The 20,531-nt window shown below is 68.5% G+C and carries 21 protein-coding genes and 2 pseudogenes; 12 read left to right on the forward strand and 11 right to left on the reverse strand.

The genetic code is table 11. The features are described 5' to 3' along the window. Window positions 1-363 precede the first annotated feature (363 nt). From AB0D94_RS35810 to AB0D94_RS35820, 3 genes are all read right to left on the reverse strand, one after another. On the reverse strand, window positions 364-921 hold the full coding sequence (locus AB0D94_RS35810; RefSeq protein ID WP_362061404.1) for a DUF3291 domain-containing protein: 558 nt from the start codon (window positions 919-921) through the stop codon (window positions 364-366). Between the two features lie 387 nt (window positions 922-1,308). After that, entirely contained in the window at window positions 1,309-2,571 is a 1,263-nt protein-coding gene (locus AB0D94_RS35815; RefSeq protein ID WP_362061461.1) for a trypsin-like serine protease, read from the reverse strand. A gap of 13 nt (window positions 2,572-2,584) precedes the next feature. Beyond that, window positions 2,585-2,860, reverse strand: a complete 276-nt coding sequence (locus AB0D94_RS35820; RefSeq protein WP_362061407.1) for an isoamylase early set domain-containing protein — start codon at window positions 2,858-2,860, stop codon at window positions 2,585-2,587. Between the two features lie 264 nt (window positions 2,861-3,124). Here AB0D94_RS35820 and AB0D94_RS35825 point away from each other — a divergent pair, with 264 nt between their 5' ends. Both AB0D94_RS35825 and AB0D94_RS35830 read left to right on the forward strand, forming a co-directional pair. Beyond that, the gene (locus tag AB0D94_RS35825) at window positions 3,125-3,439 is read left to right on the forward strand and encodes an STAS domain-containing protein (RefSeq protein WP_362061410.1); all 315 of its coding nucleotides are present in this window, start codon (window positions 3,125-3,127) and stop codon (window positions 3,437-3,439) included. 281 nt (window positions 3,440-3,720) lie between these two features. Further along, entirely contained in the window at window positions 3,721-4,410 is a 690-nt protein-coding gene (locus AB0D94_RS35830; protein WP_362061413.1) for a potassium channel family protein, read from the forward strand. 67 nt (window positions 4,411-4,477) lie between these two features. On the opposite strand, the gene AB0D94_RS35835 is transcribed toward AB0D94_RS35830, so the two are convergent. Then, on the reverse strand, window positions 4,478-5,965 hold the full coding sequence (locus AB0D94_RS35835; protein ID WP_362061416.1) for a hypothetical protein: 1,488 nt from the start codon (window positions 5,963-5,965) through the stop codon (window positions 4,478-4,480). Between the two features lie 137 nt (window positions 5,966-6,102). Here AB0D94_RS35835 and AB0D94_RS35840 point away from each other — a divergent pair, with 137 nt between their 5' ends. The 4 genes from AB0D94_RS35840 to AB0D94_RS35855 all read left to right on the forward strand — a co-directional run bounded on the left by AB0D94_RS35840 (window position 6,103) and on the right by AB0D94_RS35855 (window position 9,566). Beyond that, on the forward strand, window positions 6,103-6,348 hold the full coding sequence (locus tag AB0D94_RS35840; RefSeq protein WP_362061419.1) for a hypothetical protein: 246 nt from the start codon (window positions 6,103-6,105) through the stop codon (window positions 6,346-6,348). Window positions 6,349-6,415: 67 nt separating this feature from the next. Continuing rightward, window positions 6,416-6,799 (forward strand): VOC family protein, encoded by a 384-nt coding sequence (locus tag AB0D94_RS35845; RefSeq protein WP_362061422.1) that lies wholly within the window; start codon window positions 6,416-6,418, stop codon window positions 6,797-6,799. 499 nt (window positions 6,800-7,298) lie between these two features. Beyond that, window positions 7,299-7,715, forward strand: coding sequence for a hypothetical protein (locus AB0D94_RS35850; RefSeq protein WP_362061425.1), 417 nt, complete (start codon window positions 7,299-7,301; stop codon window positions 7,713-7,715). A gap of 756 nt (window positions 7,716-8,471) precedes the next feature. After that, window positions 8,472-9,566 carry a C40 family peptidase gene (locus AB0D94_RS35855; protein WP_362061428.1) on the forward strand — a complete coding sequence of 365 codons (1,095 nt, stop codon included), beginning with the start codon at window positions 8,472-8,474 and terminating at the stop codon, window positions 9,564-9,566. A gap of 372 nt (window positions 9,567-9,938) precedes the next feature. Here the strand turns inward: AB0D94_RS35855 and AB0D94_RS35860 are convergent, their stop codons facing one another. From AB0D94_RS35860 to AB0D94_RS35870, 3 genes are all read right to left on the reverse strand, one after another. After that, entirely contained in the window at window positions 9,939-10,931 is a 993-nt protein-coding gene (locus AB0D94_RS35860; RefSeq protein WP_362061431.1) for a 3-oxoacyl-[acyl-carrier-protein] synthase III C-terminal domain-containing protein, read from the reverse strand. After that, window positions 10,928-11,815 (reverse strand): SDR family oxidoreductase, encoded by an 888-nt coding sequence (locus tag AB0D94_RS35865; RefSeq protein ID WP_362061434.1) that lies wholly within the window; start codon window positions 11,813-11,815, stop codon window positions 10,928-10,930. The genes AB0D94_RS35860 and AB0D94_RS35865 overlap by 4 nt, the downstream gene beginning before the upstream one ends. 339 nt (window positions 11,816-12,154) lie before the next feature. After that, window positions 12,155-12,559 (reverse strand): hypothetical protein, encoded by a 405-nt coding sequence (locus AB0D94_RS35870; RefSeq protein ID WP_362061437.1) that lies wholly within the window; start codon window positions 12,557-12,559, stop codon window positions 12,155-12,157. A 381-nt stretch (window positions 12,560-12,940) separates the two neighbouring features. Between AB0D94_RS35870 and AB0D94_RS35875 the strand changes: the two genes are divergently transcribed. Beyond that, the gene (locus AB0D94_RS35875) at window positions 12,941-13,603 is read left to right on the forward strand and encodes a deoxynucleoside kinase (protein ID WP_362061440.1); all 663 of its coding nucleotides are present in this window, start codon (window positions 12,941-12,943) and stop codon (window positions 13,601-13,603) included. Here the strand turns inward: AB0D94_RS35875 and AB0D94_RS35880 are convergent. Both AB0D94_RS35880 and AB0D94_RS35885 read right to left on the reverse strand, forming a co-directional pair. After that, window positions 13,587-13,958: pseudogene (locus AB0D94_RS35880) on the reverse strand (FAD:protein FMN transferase); the annotation flags it as partial. The gene AB0D94_RS35875 and the pseudogene AB0D94_RS35880 sit on opposite strands and share 17 nt — an antisense overlap. Window positions 13,959-14,096: 138 nt before the next feature. After that, a pseudogene (locus AB0D94_RS35885) lies at window positions 14,097-14,315 on the reverse strand (IS5/IS1182 family transposase); the annotation flags it as partial. Between the two features lie 107 nt (window positions 14,316-14,422). Between AB0D94_RS35885 and AB0D94_RS35890 the strand changes: the two are divergent. Next, window positions 14,423-15,184 (forward strand): maleylpyruvate isomerase family mycothiol-dependent enzyme, encoded by a 762-nt coding sequence (locus AB0D94_RS35890; RefSeq protein WP_362061443.1) that lies wholly within the window; start codon window positions 14,423-14,425, stop codon window positions 15,182-15,184. A gap of 137 nt (window positions 15,185-15,321) precedes the next feature. On the opposite strand, the gene AB0D94_RS35895 is transcribed toward AB0D94_RS35890, so the two are convergent. Next, window positions 15,322-15,513: a hypothetical protein gene (locus AB0D94_RS35895; protein WP_362061446.1), complete on the reverse strand. Its 192-nt coding sequence runs from the start codon at window positions 15,511-15,513 to the stop codon at window positions 15,322-15,324. 317 nt (window positions 15,514-15,830) lie between these two features. Next, the gene (locus AB0D94_RS35900) at window positions 15,831-16,277 is read right to left on the reverse strand and encodes a DUF1772 domain-containing protein (RefSeq protein ID WP_362061449.1); all 447 of its coding nucleotides are present in this window, start codon (window positions 16,275-16,277) and stop codon (window positions 15,831-15,833) included. Between the two features lie 90 nt (window positions 16,278-16,367). On the opposite strand from AB0D94_RS35900, the gene AB0D94_RS35905 reads away from it, so the two are divergent. The 4 genes from AB0D94_RS35905 to AB0D94_RS35920 all read left to right on the forward strand — a co-directional run bounded on the left by AB0D94_RS35905 (window position 16,368) and on the right by AB0D94_RS35920 (window position 20,145). Beyond that, complete coding sequence (locus AB0D94_RS35905; RefSeq protein ID WP_362061452.1) at window positions 16,368-16,946, forward strand: TetR/AcrR family transcriptional regulator; 579 nt, start codon at window positions 16,368-16,370, stop codon at window positions 16,944-16,946. A 387-nt stretch (window positions 16,947-17,333) separates the two neighbouring features. Continuing rightward, entirely contained in the window at window positions 17,334-17,918 is a 585-nt protein-coding gene (locus AB0D94_RS35910; RefSeq protein WP_362061464.1) for a TetR/AcrR family transcriptional regulator, read from the forward strand. Between the two features lie 96 nt (window positions 17,919-18,014). Then, window positions 18,015-19,361, forward strand: a complete 1,347-nt coding sequence (locus tag AB0D94_RS35915) for an MFS transporter (RefSeq protein ID WP_362061455.1) — start codon at window positions 18,015-18,017, stop codon at window positions 19,359-19,361. A 25-nt stretch (window positions 19,362-19,386) separates the two neighbouring features. Then, window positions 19,387-20,145, forward strand: coding sequence for an SDR family oxidoreductase (locus AB0D94_RS35920; RefSeq protein WP_362061458.1), 759 nt, complete (start codon window positions 19,387-19,389; stop codon window positions 20,143-20,145). Window positions 20,146-20,531 lie beyond the last annotated feature (386 nt).

The raw sequence follows: 20,531 nt of genomic DNA on the forward strand, positions 1-20,531 counted from the left end.
GCACAACCTCGCCCTCGCCGGATAGACCAGCGGGCCCGCACCGCAGCCGACCATGCCTGAGACGACTCGAGATCATTTACGGGACAGCCCTTAGGAACAACGCCATCCGAAAGCCACAAATACGGGAATGATTCCCCTATTTGGGTGGACAGGGAGGGATGTGATCACCGACACCGGTGACGTAGGCATGTCCCCTTGGCCTGGGCATCGTCCAGACCGCCCACCACGGCACGGGCTCACCCCCGGCCTTGGGGAACATGGACACAGCGGTTGCCGGGGGAGCCGGGGGAGCCGGGGGAGCCGGGGCGAGGTCCGTTGACGACGGCGGTACGTGCCGCGAGCGGGCTGCGTGTCAGGTCCTAGTCAGCGAACTTGGTCGCTCTTCGGCCCGATGCCTGTGATCCTGGTCGGAGTTCCCTCCGGGGCGAACGAGTGGTGGAAGGTGAAGGCCTGCGGCGTGGAGCCGTGGTCGTGGAGGTGTTCCAGCCTGGAAACCCCGTCCTGCCAGGTGGGTATCACGCCGTCGGAGACCCACCAGAACGCGTAACTCGGGTGTCCTGTCCTCTCGAACCAGTCGTAACGCCTGTTCAGCGCCTCTCGGTGCAGACCGGTGTAGATGGCGTCGAAGGCGGGGCGCAGGTCGGTCCAGAGTGAGAGGGTCGTGGCCAGGGCGGTGGTTTCCACCGTATGGCCCTTGCCGTACCAGGTCGGTACGGCGAACTCTCCCCATGCACCCCAGTCCAAGTCGAAGTGTGTGCCCCGGTCGCCGTCTGCCGCTTCAGCATGAGCGAGGTACCCGGGGTGCTGGCTGATCTTCCGGTAGATGGGCTCGCCGCTGTCGTGGAGTTCGCGCGTGAGAGGTGCGGGATCGGCGAGAGGTGACTTCAGGACGCCGAATGTGTACAGCGCAAGACGGGGCATGTGTCTCTCCCTGGTTGGGGGTGCCTGGTGTGGACCCTGTTCGGTGGCTTACGCATGGGGGCGAGGATTCGTGGGGCGTGACCAGCTCATCCGTCGAGGGTGGCTCAGCCCTGAAGGAACTCCTGTGCGACCGTGGGCGATTGCCGAAGACCAGGTGAAGGTAGCTGCCTCTGCGGGCCCTGTCGAAGTTGCGTTTTCCCTGTCCAAGTGGCCTGTCCCGCCTAGTTCACATCGCTGCAGCCCGCCGAGGTCAAGGCGCTGGCCCGCAGGCTGCCTGCCGAGAGAGCGGCGCAAGAACCCTCTCGGATCCCGAAGCGGCTGACACGAAAATGAAGCCGGCCACCGCTGTGTGCGGTGGCCGGCTTCACGGTTCTTCCCGGGAGAGCTTCAATGGTCAGGCAGGACGCTTCCGTCGGGGGCGATACGCAGCGGGCCGCCGGGCTTGCCGTGGTCACCGTTGCGGAGAGCATTCTTCAGGTCTTGGAACGTCATCTCGCCGGGTGCAACAGGCGGGGCGTCCTGGTGATCGGCGGTGGGAGGCGACGGCTCGGCCATGGCGGTTGCCGTGACGAGTCCGACCGCCGCCAGGGCGACGGCGGTCGCCATCGCGCGTGTGCGTGCCCTTAAGGCCATGAGTGTCTCCGAGTTCGGGTGGGTCCAGCCGGGGCGGCGTGAGGGCCCCGGACGGCGGCCTTTCAACCGTACGGCGTTGTAGACGGCCACGGCCTGAGATCCGTGCTCGGAGGAGAACAGGCGGTTGTCGAGCCATCCCCCGCTGCTGTTGGTGTAGCGGTGGCTGTTCACCCCGACGATCTGGGCGCTGGTGGTGAAGTTTTTCACGATCGGGCCGCCAGAGGCTCCTCCGCCCATGTCGCAGTTCATCTGGAGGCGCTGGTCGAGCGGGTTGAAATCGGACGCGTCGACCGTGGGGCCGGTGCAGTACCGCATCTTGTCGTCGGCGAAGTCCGAATCGGGCCGGTTGTAGCCGTTGGCGGGGTAGCCCAGGGAGAACACGAACGAGTTCTCGGGCGAGTTGCTGCGGAACTCGTAGCCGTAAGCGCCCACGACGTTCTGGATCTTCGCGCCGTTCGTGGCCGGCTTGAGGGTGATGGCCGCCATTTCGGAGTAGCGGTAGTCCGTGTCCGTGATCCACGACGTGGGGACGTAGGAGGTGGCCTTCTCCCATACGCCGTAGGGGGCGCTCTCGCCGTCGTAGCCGGGTACGAACGCCATCTGCTTGTGGTAGCCGTTGCCGGTCTTGCCCGTGTGCACGCAGTGCGCCGCTGTCCAGAGCGTCGACTTGTTGTTGTGGACGATGACGGCGGCCGTGCACCTGTAAGTGCCGCCGTTCGCGTGCTCGTACAGGAGGAACCCGGTCGCCTGCCACGGCCACTGCCCAGAGGCGGGAGACGGGAGTGACCGCGACGCGTCCGTGACCGCCGCGGGCCCCAGCCCCGCCTGCCCGGCGGGCTGCTTCGCCCCGGGGCCGGGCGCCGCAAATGCATGGGCGGCCGGTTCGGAGTCGGGGAACCGGTGTTCGGCCGTGACCGGCAGGCGAGGGGCGAGGTCGTCGGCCAGCCCGTCAGGGCATGCGTGAGGAAGGCCGCCGCGCCGGGCCGGCCCGGGGGCGGGTCGGGCGGATGCCTGCAGGCCAGGTAGGTAGTCAGGTGTGGACGCGGCTGTTGGTGCCGTGGTGGCTGTCGGCTTGCTCGTCGTCGAACCAGTAGTCGCCGGCCGCGAGGTAGCGGAAGGAGTGTGCGCTGTGGGCGGGAAGGACGACCGTTGCCGCGCGGGTGCCGTCGCCACGGGGCTCCAGGGGGTGGGCGGCGGGGTTCCAGTGGTTGAAGTCTCCGACGACGCTGACGGGACCGTCCGGAGTGTCCTCGGGCAGGATGAAAGTGACCCGGGTACGGCCCTTGAGCTGTTTGCGTTCGAGCACTGGAAGTCTCCAGTCACGGAAACGGGGAACCGGCCCGTGCATCCTCGCGCTGCCGTGGGTACAGTGCCGCGGTACAGCGCCGTGGGCCAGGCGGAGGTCACCCGGGTGGCCGCGAGATGCCGCCGCCGTGGCCTACGGCGGGGCCGCTGACCGAAAGACGGTGCAGACGATCGTTCCGGCCTCGAGGTGTTGTGCACCGCTCCCTCTGGCCCCTTAGCCTGAGCGGCATGGCAGACCATCCGGAAGAAGACCCGACTCCCGCTCGTGCGGGCGGAAAGCGGAGAAGAGAGCGTCGTCGTACGAGTCGGCGGTGAGACCGACCTCGACCGGGCGCCCCTGCTGCGCAACGCCCTGCACGCGGTGATGACCCGGCCCGACTGCCCGAACGAGATCGTCGTCGACCTGCCCGATCTCACCCTCTACGACTCCTCCGGCCTCAACACCTGCTGCAGGGCCCGCCTCACCGCCCAGGAACACGGCCGACAGATCCGCCTGCACGCCTCGTCCACACAGGTCACCCACCTGCTGGAACTCATCGGCCTCGACCAGCTGTTCTTAACCGCACGCCCGGGCAGCTGACCTCGTAGGCGACGGCGTCGCGGCCTCTACCGGGCAATCGAGGCGAGGACAATGCGCAGGGAGTATCCGGTCCGGCCGGGGAAGGGAAGGACCGAGTGAGCTGGTTCATCAATGCGGTGGGCTGCGTCCTGGTGCTCTACGTTCTCAGGGACGTCTTCCATACGCTGTGGCACCCCACACGACACGGAGGTCTGAGCCGGCTGATCATGTCATTCCTGTGGGGTCTGTCAGGGACCCTCACGACTCGGCGCCGGGCTTCCGGGCTGGCGGGACCCCTCGCGATGGTGGCCGTGGTCGCCGTCTGGACGCTGACCGTAGTGGTGGGCTGGGCCCTGATCTACTGGCCGCACATGCCCGACGCCTTCACCTACTCCGCCGGACTGCGGCCCGCCGACCACGCCGGGTTCCTGGACGCGCTGTACATCTCCCTGGTCCAGGTCTCCACGCTCGGCCTGGGCGACATCGCACCCGCCGACGGCTGGCTGCGCGTCCTCGCCCCGATGGAGGCTCTCGTCGGCTTCGTCCTCCTGAGCGCGACGGTGTCGTGGACCCTCGGCATCTATCCGGCACTGGCCCGGAGGCGCTCACTGGCGCTGCGCCTCTCGCACTTGTCGCGCACCCACCCCACGACAGAGCAGATCGACACGGACGCGGGAGTGGCGGTCCTCGACAGCCTCGCCGCCGGCATCTCGGTGATCTCCGTCGACTTCATGCAGTACGCCGAGTCGTACTACTTCTACGACGGAGACGACCGCACCTCTCTGGCCCGCCACCTTCCGTATGCCGACAACCTGGCCGACCAGGCGGCAGGAGCCCGCCACCCCGACGTCCGCCTCGCGGCCGCTGTACTGCGCGCCGCCCTGGAAGACCTTGCCATCATCCTCGACCAGCGTTTCCTGCACACCGAGGGACTCCCCGGGCAGGTGTTCGACGCCTTCGCGCACGACCACGGACGCCACGCCGGCCCCTGAGAGGAATCGGCCTCCGGTGTGATCCCGGCAGCCTGCGCGTGATGCTGGCGTGGCCGGTCGTCTTCTGTCACTGCGGTTCCGTGGGGGGCTTTACGAGTGCCGCGAAGGGCTCCCGTGCCGTGCCACTGCTAAAGAAATATAGGCCGTAACTAGTGGACGTTTCCTGCCAATCAAGTGCGCTGGGCTCACGCCTCTCTTCATTTTTCAGTGAGATCGTCGCCGCCAGGTAGCTCTTTTGTTCGAATTCCGATGTGTGGGTGACCCACCAAATAGTGGCGTAGCGAGGGCGGCGGGTTGCATTGAGAATCTCGTTGCTGTAATAGAGTCGAGCCTGGTATTTGAGGTACTCGTCTCCTGGATTGGCCACCCACTTGGGGGCATCTTCCGTATGGGAAAGGCTTTCACGATCCCATGACGTAGCGAGCGACGACAGGAAGTCGGGGCTGAGTGTTGCCCGGTCCATCCTCATGGCCACGGCCTCAGCGACGCCTTCGATCGAATCAAATTCCGAGTCTGCAGGGATGGTCAGGACCTTTTCCTCGATCACGGAGTCACCTGGTTCCAAGGAAGAGCCGCCAGAGTCTTCCATGACCTCCCCGGAGCTGATCAGGTCGTACCCCATGACCCTGGTGTTCCGCTCCACACTCTCGCTGTCCTGGATGTCGGCTTTCCAGTCCGCAATGCCCTTGGCCTTTGCGGTGAAGGCTGCCGAACGTCCGTAGACGTTGTAGAGAGTGCCCAGGATGTAAAGCGGAACCTTTCCGTTGTTCTTGACCGTCACGGTCATCGGAACGTACAAGACGGTGCGCTTGGCGTTCAGCTTTGGTTCCTCGAACTTGACTACCATGTCCAGGGTGAGGGGGCTGGAGTACGGTACGTACACCCGTGAGTAGAGCAAGTTTCCGAGGGATAGTAGCCCAGCTACTGCGGCGCCGGTCGCGACTTTTTTAGGGTGGGGTGACGTTCTCCATACCTGCTGAGGGTTGATCTTCCACAGTGCCCAGAAAGACCAGACCAGGACGGTGGGCCAAATCCAGGCGTAATGAGTGTATTCTCCGGCATCGATCTGCATGACGAGCAGTAGGGCATTCAAGGCCAGTGCGATCACGATGCCTATGAGAGCCGCTGCTCCGGAGTAGACCCAGCGCCGTTTACCCAAATAATCGAAGGCGGAAATTGCCGCGATCATCTCCACGGCGCCCGCAAAGAGAAACGTGGCGCCTGCTGCGCGTCCCCCGAACGTCAGGGCATCCGAGACGTCCGTTTTCCCGATCTTGCCGAGCACGCCTGCGGTGATGAGAAGACCCGCAGCCATCAGGACAGAAGTTGCCCGCCGTCTCCAGGGCCGGTCCGGCCAGACCTCGGATCCGCCACCCCGCCAATGCACAAGCTCACCGGCATCCAGGTCCAAGCCCTTCGGGAAGCCGGCACGACGCAACAGGTTGCGCAGGTCTCCCAGAGACCAGGCCCGTCCCATGACTTCACCCCGCAAGCGGACATCCCGCAAACCACGACTGTCCGGCGGCTCCACCACTATCCGAGGTTTGCTGTTCACATCACCAACCTGATCCGGAAGGAGACAGGACCGCATGCCGGGCACCCCCGGACGCGCAGCGGTACGGTGCTGGAGATCCAGGTCAAGGCGCAGGCCTCAAACCAGCCGAGCGCTACGCCGTGTGGGTTACGGGCGGGATGCTTCTGCCGTTCCAACCACCTGCCCAGGGCGTCGCTCCCGAGCAGGACCGCGCCGGCCTCGGTGTCGGTGAGGTCGGCGAGGACGCCGTGGTGGCGCTGCCGGTCCAGCGGTCATGGGTCATGGGCAGTTCCAGTGATCCGCTCGACCTTCGTGCTGCCGTCACGGTTGAGGCGCAGCTCCCGGCCGTTGTCCTGCACGCTCTCGACCAACGGCGTGTATCGGAAGTGCTGCCAGGGGCCTGAGCTGCGTGCCCGAACGATGAGCGCAGCTCGGTGGCGTCTGGAGGGGAAGTCAGGAAGGCTGGGGCACATGGTTTCGATATTGCAGAACGTGGCGATTGACTGTGCGGATGCCTACGAGCAGGCCCGGTTCTGGAGCAGTGTGACGGGCAGTCCGATGCATCCGGATGTCACACCGGGTGACCGGGAGACTCAGGTGCTGCTGGCGGAGGGCCCAGTGCTGTACTTCAACCAGGTGCCCGAGGCTAAGACGATCAAGAACCGGATCCATCTGTGTTTGCGCCCTGAGACCTCGCGTGATCAGGAGGTGGACCGGCTGCTGGGCCTCGGTGCCACCTTTGTCGCTGATCACCGGAATTCTGATGGTTCAGGCTGGGCCATCCTTGCTGATCCCGAAGGCAACGAATTCTGCGTTCTGCGCAGTGAGTCCGACCGAGCCGCGATGAATTCCTGACGTTGACGCGCCGTCCTGGCCGGTTCGTACGACAGCCGGGCACAGCCACTCGTTGATGCCCACGATGGGAACGGTCGCTGAGTAGCGGACGGCGAGCTTGTCGTACCGGTGGCCACCGCCGGGTGCCTCTTGAGGCGATTGGTGCCGCCGTCGACTGCGTGGCGCTCGGTAGTCGGTCGTGCCGAACGTCGGCGGGCGGCCACCGGGAGCGCCGAGCTTCCGGCGGTCCGCGAGCTGGTCGACCTTGTCCGGGATGGTGCAGCGGAATCCACGTTCCACCCTGGGAGCCGCGGATCTCGGCGAAGCAGATCGCCTCCAACCGCGCTGGCCGGGGGTGTCGACGCCCTCCCTGATACACCCCTAGGGGTAGAGCGCGTACCACTCGGGGCGTAGCCGGTGATCAACCCCTGGTGGGCCGTGCTCAGAGGAGCGTACGGGATAACTTTCAGGCCGTCAGAACCCATCAGCGCACGTCAGTGCACTTCATGAAGGAGTTCCCATGGCACAGCAGGGTTTGAAGTCCGCGGGCCGTGGCTTAGCGGCCGCGGCCGCCGCCGTAGGCCTGGTCCTCGCTCTGGGCGGTTCGGCCGAAGCTGCCGGCGGCACCCACACCGGTACCACGGTGAAGAACAGCTGCGGTTCCGCCAAGGGCAACTACCAGTGGTTCGAGACGGCCGACGGTCCTGCCTCCGGCAAGATCTACCGTACGGAGTGGTCCATCACCCTGAAGGATCAGTGCCCCAACGATCAGGTCGGCCTGTACACGAAGTTCAAGTCGTGGGAGGGCGGTACCTGGGTACCGAAGCCCTTGAGGAAGATAGCCACCTCGGGCAGCGGCAAGAACCTGAAGGATGTCGAGCTCTACGTCTGCCTCGTAGGCAAGGCGGACACCTGCGGCCGACTGAAGCAGTCCTGACAGAGTAGAGGCCCGGCTTCCCGCCGCCCTGGCACAGGCGGCGGCGGGAAGGCACGGAGAGGAACGTAGCCGGCACCCAGGCCCTGGGACAGGATGACCAGGGCGGGCTCGCACCCGTCCCAGTGATGACTCGCCAGAGGCGTCTCGGTCAGGACCGCGGCGACGTTCTCCGTGCCCCGGCTGTCGATCGTTTGCGCCACCTCGTCGGCACACGAGGCATCGCACCCGAGCCCTTCATTCGCGTGACCGTGCGTCGGCGGGTAGGGCGCCGGGAAGGCGAGTCCGAGGGACCGTAGCGGTCTTCCGGGCGGGGGTTGCGGATCTGGTTGCCCGCGACGCCGAGGGTGAACATGTTGTTGCCGCGGTACGACAGGCTGGACGTCAGGATGTCCCCGCGCCGCTTCCCGTCGCCGACCCGCACGATGTTCCTCGCCAGGCCCCACCGCGACCTCCACTCCGAGCGTCCCGCACGTGGTCAGCGCGACGGAGTGCTCCGGACGGCCCACGGCGCGGCACAGACGGTCCATCAGCTCCACCTGGACGTGGGGCTGGACGACGGCAGCCCCACCGAACGTGGACTTGGCGTACTGCCGCTCGATGCGCGCGAGGACCGCGGGGCTGCTCTGCCCGACGTTCGTGCAGAGGACGCCGCTCGATCCGTCGAGGATCCGGCGGGTGACCGACCGGTCCGATATCAGCCGCATGCTCGGCCGATCGGTCCCTGGTCCGCTGCGGCCGACGCGGGACAATCGTCGTATGCCCCTCTCGAATACCGCGCTTTCCGTTGCCGTCGGCGCACTCATGGCCTTGGTTCCCCTGGCGCATGACGTCTCCGCCGCAGACCCCTCCCCTTCGGCGGCCTCGGCCGCCTGCAAGGGTGCCAGGACCTGCTACGTGGACGTGTCCGTCGCCCAGATCTGGGTGAGCCCCGACAGAGTACGGACGGTGGACGCGAAGGCGCTCACCAACCCGGTTGACATCCGGGGCTGGTTCGCCGCGATGGCCCACGACATCAACCTGCGCCGAGACGTTCCGGGTGAGACACAGGCTCTGTACGGGGGCCGGGTCACCGTGGTGGACACGATGACCAAGGACGGCGTGCTCTGGGACAAGGTGGTGGTCCACGGTCAGCCCACGCCCAGGGATGCGGCCGGCTACCCCGGATGGGTGCCCGACCGGCAGCTGACGAAGCTCCGGAAGAAGGCCCCGTCCGGCACGACCGTGGAGCGCGTCACGAGCCCGACGGCCTGGGGCTACGGCTCTCGTCAGGCACTGGCGGCGGGGGCGCCGTCCAAGGCAGGCACCGAGTACTCGTTCAACACGGAGTTCGCCGTCAAGCCCGTCGCGGGCGCCCCATCCGTCGTGGAGGCCCGGGCCAACGACGGCACTCCGATCTACTTCGAGCGCGGCGACCTCGCGAAGGTCCCGACGTCCGGGGTGAGCGGCGACGACGTGGTCGCCGAAGCGCGCAAGTTCCTGGGTCTGGAGTATCTGTGGTCCGGTACGGCCGGGTTCGGGTACGACTGCTCCGGCCTGACGAGCCAGGTGTACTCCGCTCTGGGCATGACGATCCCGCGTGACAGCCAGCCGCAGTTCGATGCGGGCGACGGCGGGGCGCCCGCGGGCTCGGCCGAGGGCGAGCGGATCACGTCGCTGACCGACCTCCGGCCCGGCGACGTCCTGGGCTTCGGCAGCAGCACCTCGAACGTCACACACGTGGGCATCTACGTCGGCAGGAACGACAAGGGCGTACCGATGATGATCAACTCGCCCAGGACCGGGGAGAGGGTAAGGGAGGAGCCCCTGGCGAACCGCCCGTTTGTGGGCGCCACCCGCTTCATCGGCTCCTGAACTCGTGCCCTGAACAACGCGGCGGCCTTGGCAGCACCGGTCACCCCTGCCCGCGGTCGATGCACACCAGATGCACCGACGGGCCCCGCGGATGCGCACCGACCGTGCGGTCGGTGCGCTTACCGGTGCCTTCCGGGCGCGCAGTGCGTCGTGCCGGCCTGGATCGGATTCAGCAGCGGGGCGCCGGGTACCGCAGCAACGTGGCACCCTTCCCTACTCGCTCCGAGTGCGTGCCTTCAGTGCAATGACCGTCCGGCGGCCGCCCAGAGCGGCATCAGATGCGGCCGGATGGCGACACGACCCGATCGCGCGCCCGGGGCCAGGTGGGGCAGTCGCCTCGGGGGCTGCGTCAGGGACCGCTGCCGGGGTCGGTCACCAGCGCAGCAGCATCACCGCGCCGCTGGCGCCGCTGGCGAGTCCGAAGAGCGCGACCGTGTCGCCCGGGGTTAGTCGGCGATGGCCGACGGCGTGGGCGAGTTGGAGGGGCAGGGTCGCGGCGGCGGTGTTCCCGGTGTGCGGGAAAGTGGGGATGATCTGCGCGGTGTCGATGCCCATGCGGGCGCGGAAGGCGTCTACGAAGGGCACGGACGGCTGGTGGACGCAGACGAGATCGAGGTCGCGCACGTCGACGTGCTGGTCCTTGAGCCACTGGGCCCCCTGGGCGTCGAGGTCGACGAAGGAGCCCAGCAGGGCGTCGGAGTCGACGTGAAGACCCTGAGGGTGGTCGGGGGCGTGGTGGGGGTCGTAGAGGGTCGCGGCGGGCCATCCCCCGGAGTTGGCGAGGAACACCGAGCCGGTGATTCCCGGCACGGGTGAGGACTCCACCAGAAGGGCGGCACCCAGGTCGGCACCGGTCAGGGAGGTCAGTCCGGTGCGCAGCTGATCGCGGGTGAGGTTCCATCGGGAGAGGCGGGTGAGGGTTTCCCCGCAGGTGATCAGGACGCGGCGGTGCTGGCCGGTGCGGATGAGAGCGTCGGCGACCTGGAGAGCGTTGACGACACCGTTGCAGGCGTTGCCGATGTCGAAGGCCGGGCAGGTCATGCCCGTCTTCGCCGCGACGATATGGGCGTTGGCCGGTTCGCGGACGTCCGCACTGACGGCGGCGAACAGCAGCAGGTCGATGTCGGCCGGCACCAGGCGGGCGGTGTGCAAGAGGCGGGCAGCGGCACGGGCGGCGAGGTCGGAGGGCAGATCGCCGGGGTCGGCGACGGCGCGTTCGTGCAGGCCGAAGGCGCGCTGTAAGAGTCCGGTGGGGAGTTTGAGGGTGGGGCTGTAGCGGTCGAGGAGTTGTTCGATCTCGGTGACGTGCTGGCGTCGGTCGGGCAGGTGAACTGCGGCGTGGGTGATGCGGCTGTAGGGGTTCACGCCGTCTCCTTCACGCGTCCGGGCCTTTCTCCGGGTTCAGGTTGTGGTGGTGCGGCGGGTGCGGAGGTGCGGGGAAGCCCGGTGATCGTGTGCTTGAGGTGGTCGGTGAAGGCCAGTGGCAGGAGGGTGTGGAGGGGAATCAGGAGGCGGGCGTCTCGGCCGACGACGTAGCGGGGACGCGGCCGGCGGGCCGTCAGACACGCTTCGACGGTGCGTGCCACCGGTTCCGGTCCGGGCACTCGGCGGTCCACGGCGGTGAACAGGCGTGTGGTGCCCTCGTATCCGGGGTTCGCCGGATCTCGGAGGGTGTCGAGGTCGGTCAGGGCGCGGCTGAGCATGGGAGTGGCGAACGCGCCGGGTTCCACCAGGCTGACGCGGACGCCGAGGTGAGCGGCCTCTACGCGCAGGCAGTGGGTGAGGGCCGAGAGGGCGTGTTTGCCGGCGCTGTACCAGGCGCCCATCGGCCAGGGGACCCGGCCCAGGCCCGAGGAGATGTTGACGATCCGGCCGCCGCCACGGGCGGCCATGGCCGGCAGGACGAGCCGACACAGCCGAGCCGGACCCAGCAGATTCACCTCCAGCAGGCGACGGGCCTGTTCGTCGTCCACGTCGGCGACCGCGCCTGCCTGCGGGATGCCGGCGTTGTTGACCAGCGCCCACGGACCGCCACCGGTCATCTCGGCGCACTCGCGCAGCGCCTGGCGGCAGGATGTCTCGCACGCGACGTCCAGCTGTACGGTGCGCAGGGCCAGGCCTCGCCCGGCGGCATCTGCCACGAGGCCCTGGGCCTTGTCCGGATCGCGTGCACCGGCGATCACGTCCCAGCCCGCGCCCGCCAGCCGGAACACGATCACCCGGCCGAAACCTCCCGTCGCCCCTGTCACCAGCACACTCCGCCCGCCCGACCCCGCCACCGACACCCCAACGCCCTTCCCTGCACGACTCGCTGTACCCCGGTCCGCAGGCCGCGCCGCGCCCCGCACCAGGACAACGACACGTCCCCAGCGAGGTAGTGGCCCCCCGATCGACAGCGGGCGGGCACCGCCGTGGACGAAGACGCGCTCGCTGACGACGGAGCGTTCCGCCGGACATGAAGGTGCGGACCCCCAGTTCCGTGCCCCGCGAATGTCAACCCGGGGATGCACGGCCGCCGGTCGGCCGGCCACCGGGTGGCGTGCGCGCGGAGCCGTCCACCGGGTGGCTCCACGTACGGCGCGTCGGGTTCAGTCGGTGATGTACCAATCGTTCTTGAGGTACTCCAGGGTGTAGCTGCCGAGGTCGCTCTCGGAGAAGGCTGCCGAAGCCCTGACCGCTTCGACCGGCATCTCGATCTTGCCGGGGGTACGCACGGCGATGCGCTGCGGGTCGACCGTCGCGGTTTGCAGGGCCTTCTTCTGCGCGGGCGAGATCATCTGGAACACGATGGCGTACGTCGACGTGCACGGGCCGAGCCCCTGGTCCTGTGGCTTCTGCGCGGCGGGCCCGGCCACTTTGCAGACCTTGTCGATGTCCTCACGGCCCAGGGCATGGAGGTATTGCTCGTACCGCTGGATCGCGCCCTCCGCCGTCCTGGGCGCGGGCAGGTCGCCGGTTGGCCCGGCCGACGGCTTCTCGGGCAGAGCGGACACGGACGGCGTGGCCGACGGCTCTTCGGCCCGCGTGGACGCGGACGGCTTTGTTCCCGAGCCGGTCCAGGCGGGACTTCGGCCATTCACGGAAACGAGCAGGGTGAGTCGGGTGCCGACGCTCTGGCCGACGCGGGGCGAACCGTCATTTAAGATTCAGGCTGGCCGCGGGTCTGCGGCTCGTCGCTGTGCGCGGCGACTGCGGAAAGGGCAGGCCGGCCGGTCGATGAGAGCTGCTTGTGTCAGATTCTGGTCCGGACGGGGACCATATGACGCTGATCATGAAGCTCCCAGGGAATCGCGTGCCCGTCGTCGTGCGTCTCGGTGGTGTGAGGTGCCCAGCTGACCCGCCCACGAACAGAAGACCCCAGGGAGAAGTGAGGGATGCCAGTGATCTGCGTCGGAGGCATGATCGGAATCGGCAAGACGAGTGTGGCCGAACTGCTCGCCAAGGAGTTGGGCAGCGAGGTCTTCTACGAGAGCGTGGACGACAATCCGATCCTTCCGCTCTTCTACACTGCGAGCCCCGAGGAGATCCAGGCGAGGCGCTACCCCTTCCTGCTCCAGCTCTACTTCCTGCAGACGCGGTTCGCCTCGATCAAGGAGGCGTACAAGCAGGGCGACAACGTCCTCGACCGGTCCATCTACGAGGACTGGTACTTCGCCAAGGTCAATCACGACCTGGGCCGGATCAGCTCCCTCGAGATGCGGGTGTACGAGGGGCTGCTCCACGAGATGATGCGCGAGATCGACGGCCTGCCGTACCGCAAGGCACCCGATCTCATGGTCTACCTCAGGGCGGACTTCGAGACGGTGCTGCACCGCATCGGCCTGAGGGGCCGGGATTTCGAGCAGGACGAGAGCCTCGTCGAGTACTACCGGACGCTGTGGTCCGGCTATGACAACTGGGTGCACCAGCACTACTCGGCCAGTGAGGTCCTCGTAGTCGACATGAACCACACCGATGTGGTGAACAACCCTGAGGACGCGGCCCGCGTGGCGCAGGAGGTCAAGGACGCCCTACTCGCGGTCAGGCACCGGGCCTGACCACAGGGCGCGCCCCGGCTGCGACGGGCAGTCCCGGACTTCGGAAGACGTGGTGCTCGGCGTCGACCGCGAACACCTCGCAGCCCTCCCGCGCGCCAGCCCGCTCGATGCCCTCGACGCCCATCGCGAACGCCGCCGTCGCCGTTGCGCCTGCCTCGGTCAGCGTCGGGGCCAGCACGGTCATGCTCAGCAGTCCGCTCGCCGGGCAGCCGGCGTGGCCGTCGGGGATGTGGTCACCGCGTTCGTATCGCGCGGAGGTCGCCACCGCGCCGTCGGTGATCTCCAGCACCGTGCGCAACCGGTCGGCCTTCTCGGGATGCCGTACGCCCACTCGCCACGGACCGCCCGCCGAGACTCCTACGACGTAGCCGATGCTTTCGACGGTGTATCCGATGGTTGTTCGCACGGATCAACCCTCTCGCGGCGGTGCCGCAAGATCGTCCTCCACAGGGCCGCAAACACAGTAGGCCAAAGGAGGCAGGGGCGTGCGGAGCGCGTTCGTCCGCTCGACTACCCAGCGGACCGAGCCCAGGCCGGAGCCGTACGGAACTCCGCGTCGGGCGATGACCGGCTTGATGCCGCGCTTCCACAGGAGCCGACGGTACTTGTCGAAGTCGTAGCCCCGGTGGGCGAACAACTGCCGCGGCCGGTGACGGGGGCGACCGGTCACTCCGCGGATCCGCGGGATCGCGTCGAGCAGGGGCAGCAGCTGGGGCGGCAGCCACTCCCACTGGATCCCGGTGTGCAGCACGAACAGGATGCCCTGCAGGCCTGGAAAATAGGGTGCGGTCGGCTGAGCCGGGGTGATAGGTAAGCGATGTGACAGAGAGTCTTGAGTTTTCCGCCCTGCTGCAACTGATCGACGAGCGGTCGGCCGCGTTCCGGAGTGCGGTTGCCGCCGGGCCCAGCCTTGAGGCGCCGGTGCCGTCCTGCCCCGAGTGGACGTTGTTCGATCTGGTGCAGCACCTGGGTACGGGCCAGCGCTGGTGGGCCGCGATCGTCGCCGCGGGCCCGGCCGAGGCTCCGCCGGCCAAGGATGCTGCGGAGGTGCCGCGCGAGCTCGAGGCGCTGCTGGCCTGGTACGCCGAGTCGAACGAGCTGCTGCTGAGTGCGCTGCGCGAGGCTGGCCCGGAGCGCGAGTGCTGGGTGTGGTGGGGCGCCGGCGTATCGCCGACGAATGCCTGGGGCGTTGCCCGGCGCCGGGTGCACGAGGTGCTGGTGCACACCTACGACGCCCAGCTCGCCGCAGGCGCCGTGCAGCCGATGCCGGCGGACGTCGCGATCGACGGCGTGGCCGAGTTTCTCGACACCTGCAACTCGACCCCGGCGGCCTGGCCGCACGAGGCCGCCACCATCCACTACCACGCCACCGAGGGCCGCTCCTGGCTCCTCGCGTTGGACGGCACCGGCGCCTGGCCCGCACCCCTCACGGACGACGCCGCGCCCGCCTCCGCTTCGGCCACGGGCACGGCCGAGCAGCTGCTCCTCTTCGTCTGGGGCCGCCTCACGCTGAGCGACCTGAAGATCGAGGGCGACCAGCAGGTGTTCGAGCAGCTGATCGCCTGGGAGCCCGAGGAGTAGCCAGTCCATACCGCCGGCGGACGGCCTTGATGACGTCCGCCTCGGTGAACATCGCGAACAGCTCCTCGTCCGCGCGGCGGACGGCCAGTACGGCCTCGTACAGCTCGGGCCCGAGCGCCTCCCGCAGCACTGCCGACTCAGCCAGGAAGGGGCGCTGGGCGGCCAACCACAGGCGGAGCGGCCGCGACGTTGCGGGTCTCGTGCATGATCAGCAGGCCGTTGACCACCATCAGTGTCGCGGTCAGGCCGTGGACGCCGAGCGCGGTGGCCACGGAGCCGTGGTGGGCCAGCAGGTTGGTCATGTCGCCGTACGCGGCGAGTGCTTCCATTCTTCTCCATGCGAGTCTTCGTCAGCTTGGTGAGCTTCGTGGAGCTTGCCGAGTCGTGTGAGGCCTGATCAGGCCGCGTGGACGCGGCCGATCGAGGGGCGCAGCTGCCGGGATCGCAGTTGTGGGATCTGAGCGGCAGCTGCATTCCCGGATGTCGGGGATTTCGGTGGTCAGCCGCCCCCGAGGAGTGGGGATCGGCCACCGGCGCGGCCTCGGCCCGCGGGGTCAGAAGTCCGATGCCCTCACAGACTCACCCCGACGGGGCAAAAGCGGTCGACATACAGCGCGAACCAGGACATGTCGGGGCGGTGGTGGTATCAGGCGAGGGCGGCGACCAGCAGGGTGAACGCGGTGACGATGACGGCGACGCGGACGTAGTGGTAGCGGTTCCAGCGGTGCAACTGCTCCTTCCAGTCGGCGGGCCGGTTCTCGGGGGTCCAGGTCTTGTTTCGGTTGTTGATCGGGACGAGCAGCAGGATCGACATGACCACGCTGAGGATCAGCAGTCCGGCGGCGATGACGACGAGTCCGGCGCCGTGGTGGTGCCGGCCGGCGACGGCCCAGATCGCGCTGAGGACGAGCGAGCCCGTGTACCAGAACGGCATCAGGGCGCCGAGCATCCGGCCGCCGTGGGCGTGGCCGAGCTGGCCGCTGTCCTCCGGAAGCGCGTCCAGGATCCGGTTCATGATGAAGAGGACGGAGAACTCCACCCCCACCATCAGGCCGACGACGACGGTGGTGACGACCTCGAGTGCGTCGAGCATGACGATCCCTCCGTGAACTAGCGTTGCTAGATGATGAGGCAACGCTAGTACTGCTAACGCTCGATTGTCTAGCGGTGCTAGGATCGAGTCATGTCGGTAAAGGAACGCAAGGAGCGCGAACGGGCGGAGCGCGAGCGCCTCATCGTGGCGACAGCCCGTGAACTCGCCGAGCAGCAGGGCTGGGACGCAGTCACCACCCGCCGGCTCGCCGAGCGCATCGAATACAGCCAGCCCGTCCTGTACAGCCACTTCCGCGGCAAGCGCGCGATCATCGGCGCCGTCGCCCTGGAAGGCGCCGTCGAGCTCGCCGCGACGGTGCGTGCCGCGGCCTCCAGAGCGAACAGCCCGCGCGAGCGGGTCGCCGCCCTCGCCCGCGCCTATCTCGACTTCGCCGAGCGCAACCCGGCGGTCTACGACGCCTTGTTCCAGCTCGACGGCGGCCTGGCGTACGCGCAGGAGGACACCCCCGAGCCGCTGAAGGACGCCTTCGCCGCCCTGCTCGAGTGCCTCGCCGAGGTCGCCGGCGACGGCGTCCATCCGGGGCTGTTCACCGAGGTGTTCTGGGCGGCTCTGCACGGCCTGGCGACCCTGACCCGAGCGGGCCGCCTGCTGCCCGAGGACGCTGAGCCTAGGGTGGAGCTGTTGGTGGACCGGCTCGCCATGCTCTGACACGCCGTCCCGGCGGGCATGCAGTCGGGGCCCTCGGGGCCCCGCCACTGCCTGCCTCCGGCAACGCCTCCGGTCACTCGCACCCACACGGCGCAGCCGCAGATCGGCGGCGCGCTCTCGAAGTGTGGATGCATCTCGCCGCCAAGGCCGGGTGGACGGTGGGTACGGCGCCGGATGCGGCACTGGACGCCGGTGCGGGTGACTGAGGCGTCGTCGACGTGGAGGGTCTGCGTTATCGGAGCCGTCTCACTCCTCGGGGTAGGGCGACGCTTGTCGATGACGCGGGCGGCGGGATGTCGCAGCGTCCGGTGTTTGCTCACGCAGCGCAGGCCGGGCCCGGCCCACAATTATTGACCGACCGGTCCAGATAGGGCTATGGTCTTCGACGTGGCCAGGACCAAGGAATTCGATCCGGACGCCGCGCTGCAGTCGGCCCTTGAGCTGTTCTGGCGGCGCGGCTACGAAGCGACGTCAGTGGCGGATCTCGTCGAGCACCTCGGCATCGGCCGCGCCAGCATCTACGCGACCTTCGGTAGCAAGCATGAGCTGTATCTGAAGGCCATGGACCGGTACGCCGAGATGCGCGACCCGTTCCTCCTGGCCGAGCTGTCCCAGCCGGGCCCCGCACTGCCTGCGGTGCGGGCGGTGGTGCGCCGCTTCGCCGCGGAAGCCGCCTCCCCGGAAGGGCGGCTGAACGGCTGCTTCGTCACCAATACCGCGGCTGAGCTGGCCCCGCACGACCCTGCAGCGGCCCGCCGGGTCGAGATCAGCTGGGAGCACGTCGAGACCCCACTGCACTCCGCGCTCGTGCGGGCCCAGGCCCAGGGCGAGCTTCCCGAGGACCGTGATCCGCGCGCGCTGGCCCGCATGCTGCTCGTCCTGCTGCAGGGCGTACGAATCGTCGGCAAGGCGTCGAGCGATCCCGCCCGGGTGCGGGACGCGGCCGAACAGGCGCTGGCCCTGCTGGACTGAATCACACCCACCGGACCCACCGGACCCACCGGACCCACGGGGCCCCTTTTGCGCGTCCAAATAATGAACCGATCGGTCAAATATCAGGGGGGAAGTATGACCGCCACGGGCACCGCCCGCGTCACCACCATGCAGCACCGATGCGCGTTCGTCCTCCTCGGCAGCGTCCAGACCACGCTGATCTTCACGCTCGCCGCGATCGCCATACCGCTGCCCCGTCTCGCTCACGAATTCGACCTCGAGCGAGCCGACTTGATCCTGCTCAGCGCCGCCTACGGACTGACCTTCGCCGGGCTGCTGCTCTTCGGCGGACGCCTCGCCGACCGCTACGGCGGGCGGCGCGCCCTCACCGCAGGCCTTGTCCTCTTCGCCGCCGCCTCGGCCGCCGCCCCGCTCGCCCCCAGTATCGGGACACTGCTCGCGGCGCGCTTCGCACAGGGCGCGGGCGCGGCCCTCGTCGCGCCAGCTGCCATGGCCGTGCTGCGCGCCGTCTTCCCCTCCCCGGCCGCGTATGGCAGGGCGATGGCCACCTGGGGCGGGCTCTCGGTGCTCGGCGCGACTGCGGGCAATCTGCTCTCCGGCGTCATCTCGGCGCTGCTTTCCTGGCGTTGGACCTTCGCCGTACCACTCGTGGTGGCGGTCACAGCCCTCGCCCTCACGCCCCGGCTGCTGCCGGACACCGCACCAAACCGGGGCAGGACGCTCGACCTGCCGGGTGCTCTGCTCGCCACCGCCGGGATCACTCTCGCCAGCTACGGGCTCGTCGTCACCGACGCCCAACCCTGGTCGTCGGCCGGCGTGCTCGTGCCGCTGCTTGGCGGGACCGTGCTGCTGGCCGCGTTCTGGTACGCCGAGCGCCGGGCCCGCGACCCCCTGCTGCCACCCCGATTCCTGCTTGACCGGCGGCGGGCCCTGGCCCTCACGGCCATCGCACTGAGTGCCTGCGGGACCGCGATGACCTTCGTGGTTCTCTCACTCCACCTCCAGCAGGCGCGCGACTGGTCACAGTTGCAGACCTCGGCCGCCTTCGTACCGTTCGCCGTCGCACTGATCGCCTCGGGCCGGGCGGCAGGACCGCTCATCGGCCGGTACGGGGCCGGAGCCGTCACGGCCGCCGGGCTGGGCACCGGCGCGGCCGGCCTCGCCCTCCTCGCGTTCACCGGGCTCGATGCGCACACCTGGTACGCGTACGGCCTGCTGCCGGGCCTTGTGCTGCTGCCGGCCGGTACCGCGGCCTCTTTCGCGGGAGCCGCCGTGCTCGCCACCGAAGGTGTACCGCAGCAGCAGACCGGGCTCGCGGGTGGCGTGCTGAACACTGCGATGGAATGCGGCCCGACCGTCCTCTTCGCCGGCCTGCTCACGCTCGGCAGCGACGCTTCGTCCCTGGCCGCGACGGGGGCCGCCCTCGCCGTCGTGGCCCTCCTGAACCACCGCACCAAGTAGTCCATCACTCAAGGGAGTCACCAACATGAACCGCTTCACGGGCAAGACGGTCCTCGTCACCGGCGCAGGCTCCGGCCTCGGCCGCGCGATCGCGCTGGCCTTCGCCGCCGAGGGCGCATCCGTGGTCGCCGCGGGACGCACCGCGGCCTCCCTGGACGAGACGGTCGGTCTCATCGAGGCCACCGGCGGCACGTCCGCCGCCGTCACTGCCGATGTCACCGACTCCGGCCAGTTCCAGAACCTCGTACGCGAGAGCGTCACCCGCTTCGGCGGACTGGACATCGCGGTCAACAACGCCGGGATACTCCGCGCCACCGTACCCGTCGGCGAGGTGAGCGAGGAGGACTGGGACACGGTGCTGCGGACCAATGTCACCGGCGTCTGGCTGGCCATGAAGCACGAGATCGCCCACATGAAGGGAAACGGCGGCGGCACCATCGTCAATGTCTCCTCCAACCTGGGTGCACATATGCGGATCCCGAACGCCGCCGCGTACATCACCTCCAAGGCGGCGGTCTCCGCGCTGACCCGCGCCGCCGCTCTCGACCACATCCACCAGGGCATCCGCATCAACGCGGTCAGCCCCGGCGCCTCCGCCGCTCCCATGTCGCTGCGGCCTGGCGAGACCGAGGCCGACCGTGCCGAGCGGGTGAAGACAGAAAACCCGCTCGGCCGGGTCGCGGAGGCCGAAGAAGTGGCGGCCGCGGTGCTCTACCTCGCCTCGCCCGCGGCCGGCTCGGTCGTCGGCACCGACCTGGTCATCGACAGTGGATCATCGGCCTGACGGTTCGTAGGCCGGGGTGCCAACTCCCTCAGGTTGAGGGTGACAGTGCAGCCGAGCTGGGTTACGGCCCGGCGGGTGGCGCGTTCGGGATCGGGTTGGGTGAAGTCGGCGCCGGCGAGTTCCTGGTAGGCACGTTGTCGGTGAGCATGTGCCAGGTCCCGCCCCCCCGACTCACCGTCCTGCGCGACCGGCTCCAGCAGCGGGAAGAGGCCCGCCCCTGCGGGGCGCGCGGACCGGGCACCGCCGGGGCGGGCTGCCGCGCAGAAGCTGTCCTCCGCCCCTAGGGAGTGTCGTCAAAGTGGCGTCGGCCGCCCGGAGGGCGGTGCTGGTGGGGTCTGGTGCGTGCGATCGCAAGGCGGAGGAGGGAGTCGATGCGGAGCATCGGC

Origin of the sequence: Streptomyces sp. NPDC048255 (genome assembly GCF_040652415.1) — a bacterium.
GTDB lineage: Bacteria > Actinomycetota > Actinomycetes > Streptomycetales > Streptomycetaceae > Streptomyces.

Coding starts and splice junctions, on each gene's coding strand:
- AB0D94_RS35810 (WP_362061404.1), bottom strand. CDS start 921: ATGCCCCGTCTTGCGCTGTACACATTCGGCGTCCTGAAGTCACCTCTC.
- AB0D94_RS35895 (WP_362061446.1), bottom strand. CDS start 15,513: ATGGAAGCACTCGCCGCGTACGGCGACATGACCAACCTGCTGGCCCAC.
- AB0D94_RS35875 (WP_362061440.1), top strand. CDS start 12,941: ATGCCAGTGATCTGCGTCGGAGGCATGATCGGAATCGGCAAGACGAGT.
- AB0D94_RS35905 (WP_362061452.1), top strand. CDS start 16,368: ATGTCGGTAAAGGAACGCAAGGAGCGCGAACGGGCGGAGCGCGAGCGC.
- AB0D94_RS35830 (WP_362061413.1), top strand. CDS start 3,721: ATGGTGGCCGTGGTCGCCGTCTGGACGCTGACCGTAGTGGTGGGCTGG.
- AB0D94_RS35920 (WP_362061458.1), top strand. CDS start 19,387: ATGAACCGCTTCACGGGCAAGACGGTCCTCGTCACCGGCGCAGGCTCC.
- AB0D94_RS35845 (WP_362061422.1), top strand. CDS start 6,416: ATGGTTTCGATATTGCAGAACGTGGCGATTGACTGTGCGGATGCCTAC.
- AB0D94_RS35840 (WP_362061419.1), top strand. CDS start 6,103: ATGCTTCTGCCGTTCCAACCACCTGCCCAGGGCGTCGCTCCCGAGCAG.
- AB0D94_RS35850 (WP_362061425.1), top strand. CDS start 7,299: ATGGCACAGCAGGGTTTGAAGTCCGCGGGCCGTGGCTTAGCGGCCGCG.
- AB0D94_RS35915 (WP_362061455.1), top strand. CDS start 18,015: ATGACCGCCACGGGCACCGCCCGCGTCACCACCATGCAGCACCGATGC.
- AB0D94_RS35855 (WP_362061428.1), top strand. CDS start 8,472: ATGCCCCTCTCGAATACCGCGCTTTCCGTTGCCGTCGGCGCACTCATG.
- AB0D94_RS35900 (WP_362061449.1), bottom strand. CDS start 16,277: ATGCTCGACGCACTCGAGGTCGTCACCACCGTCGTCGTCGGCCTGATG.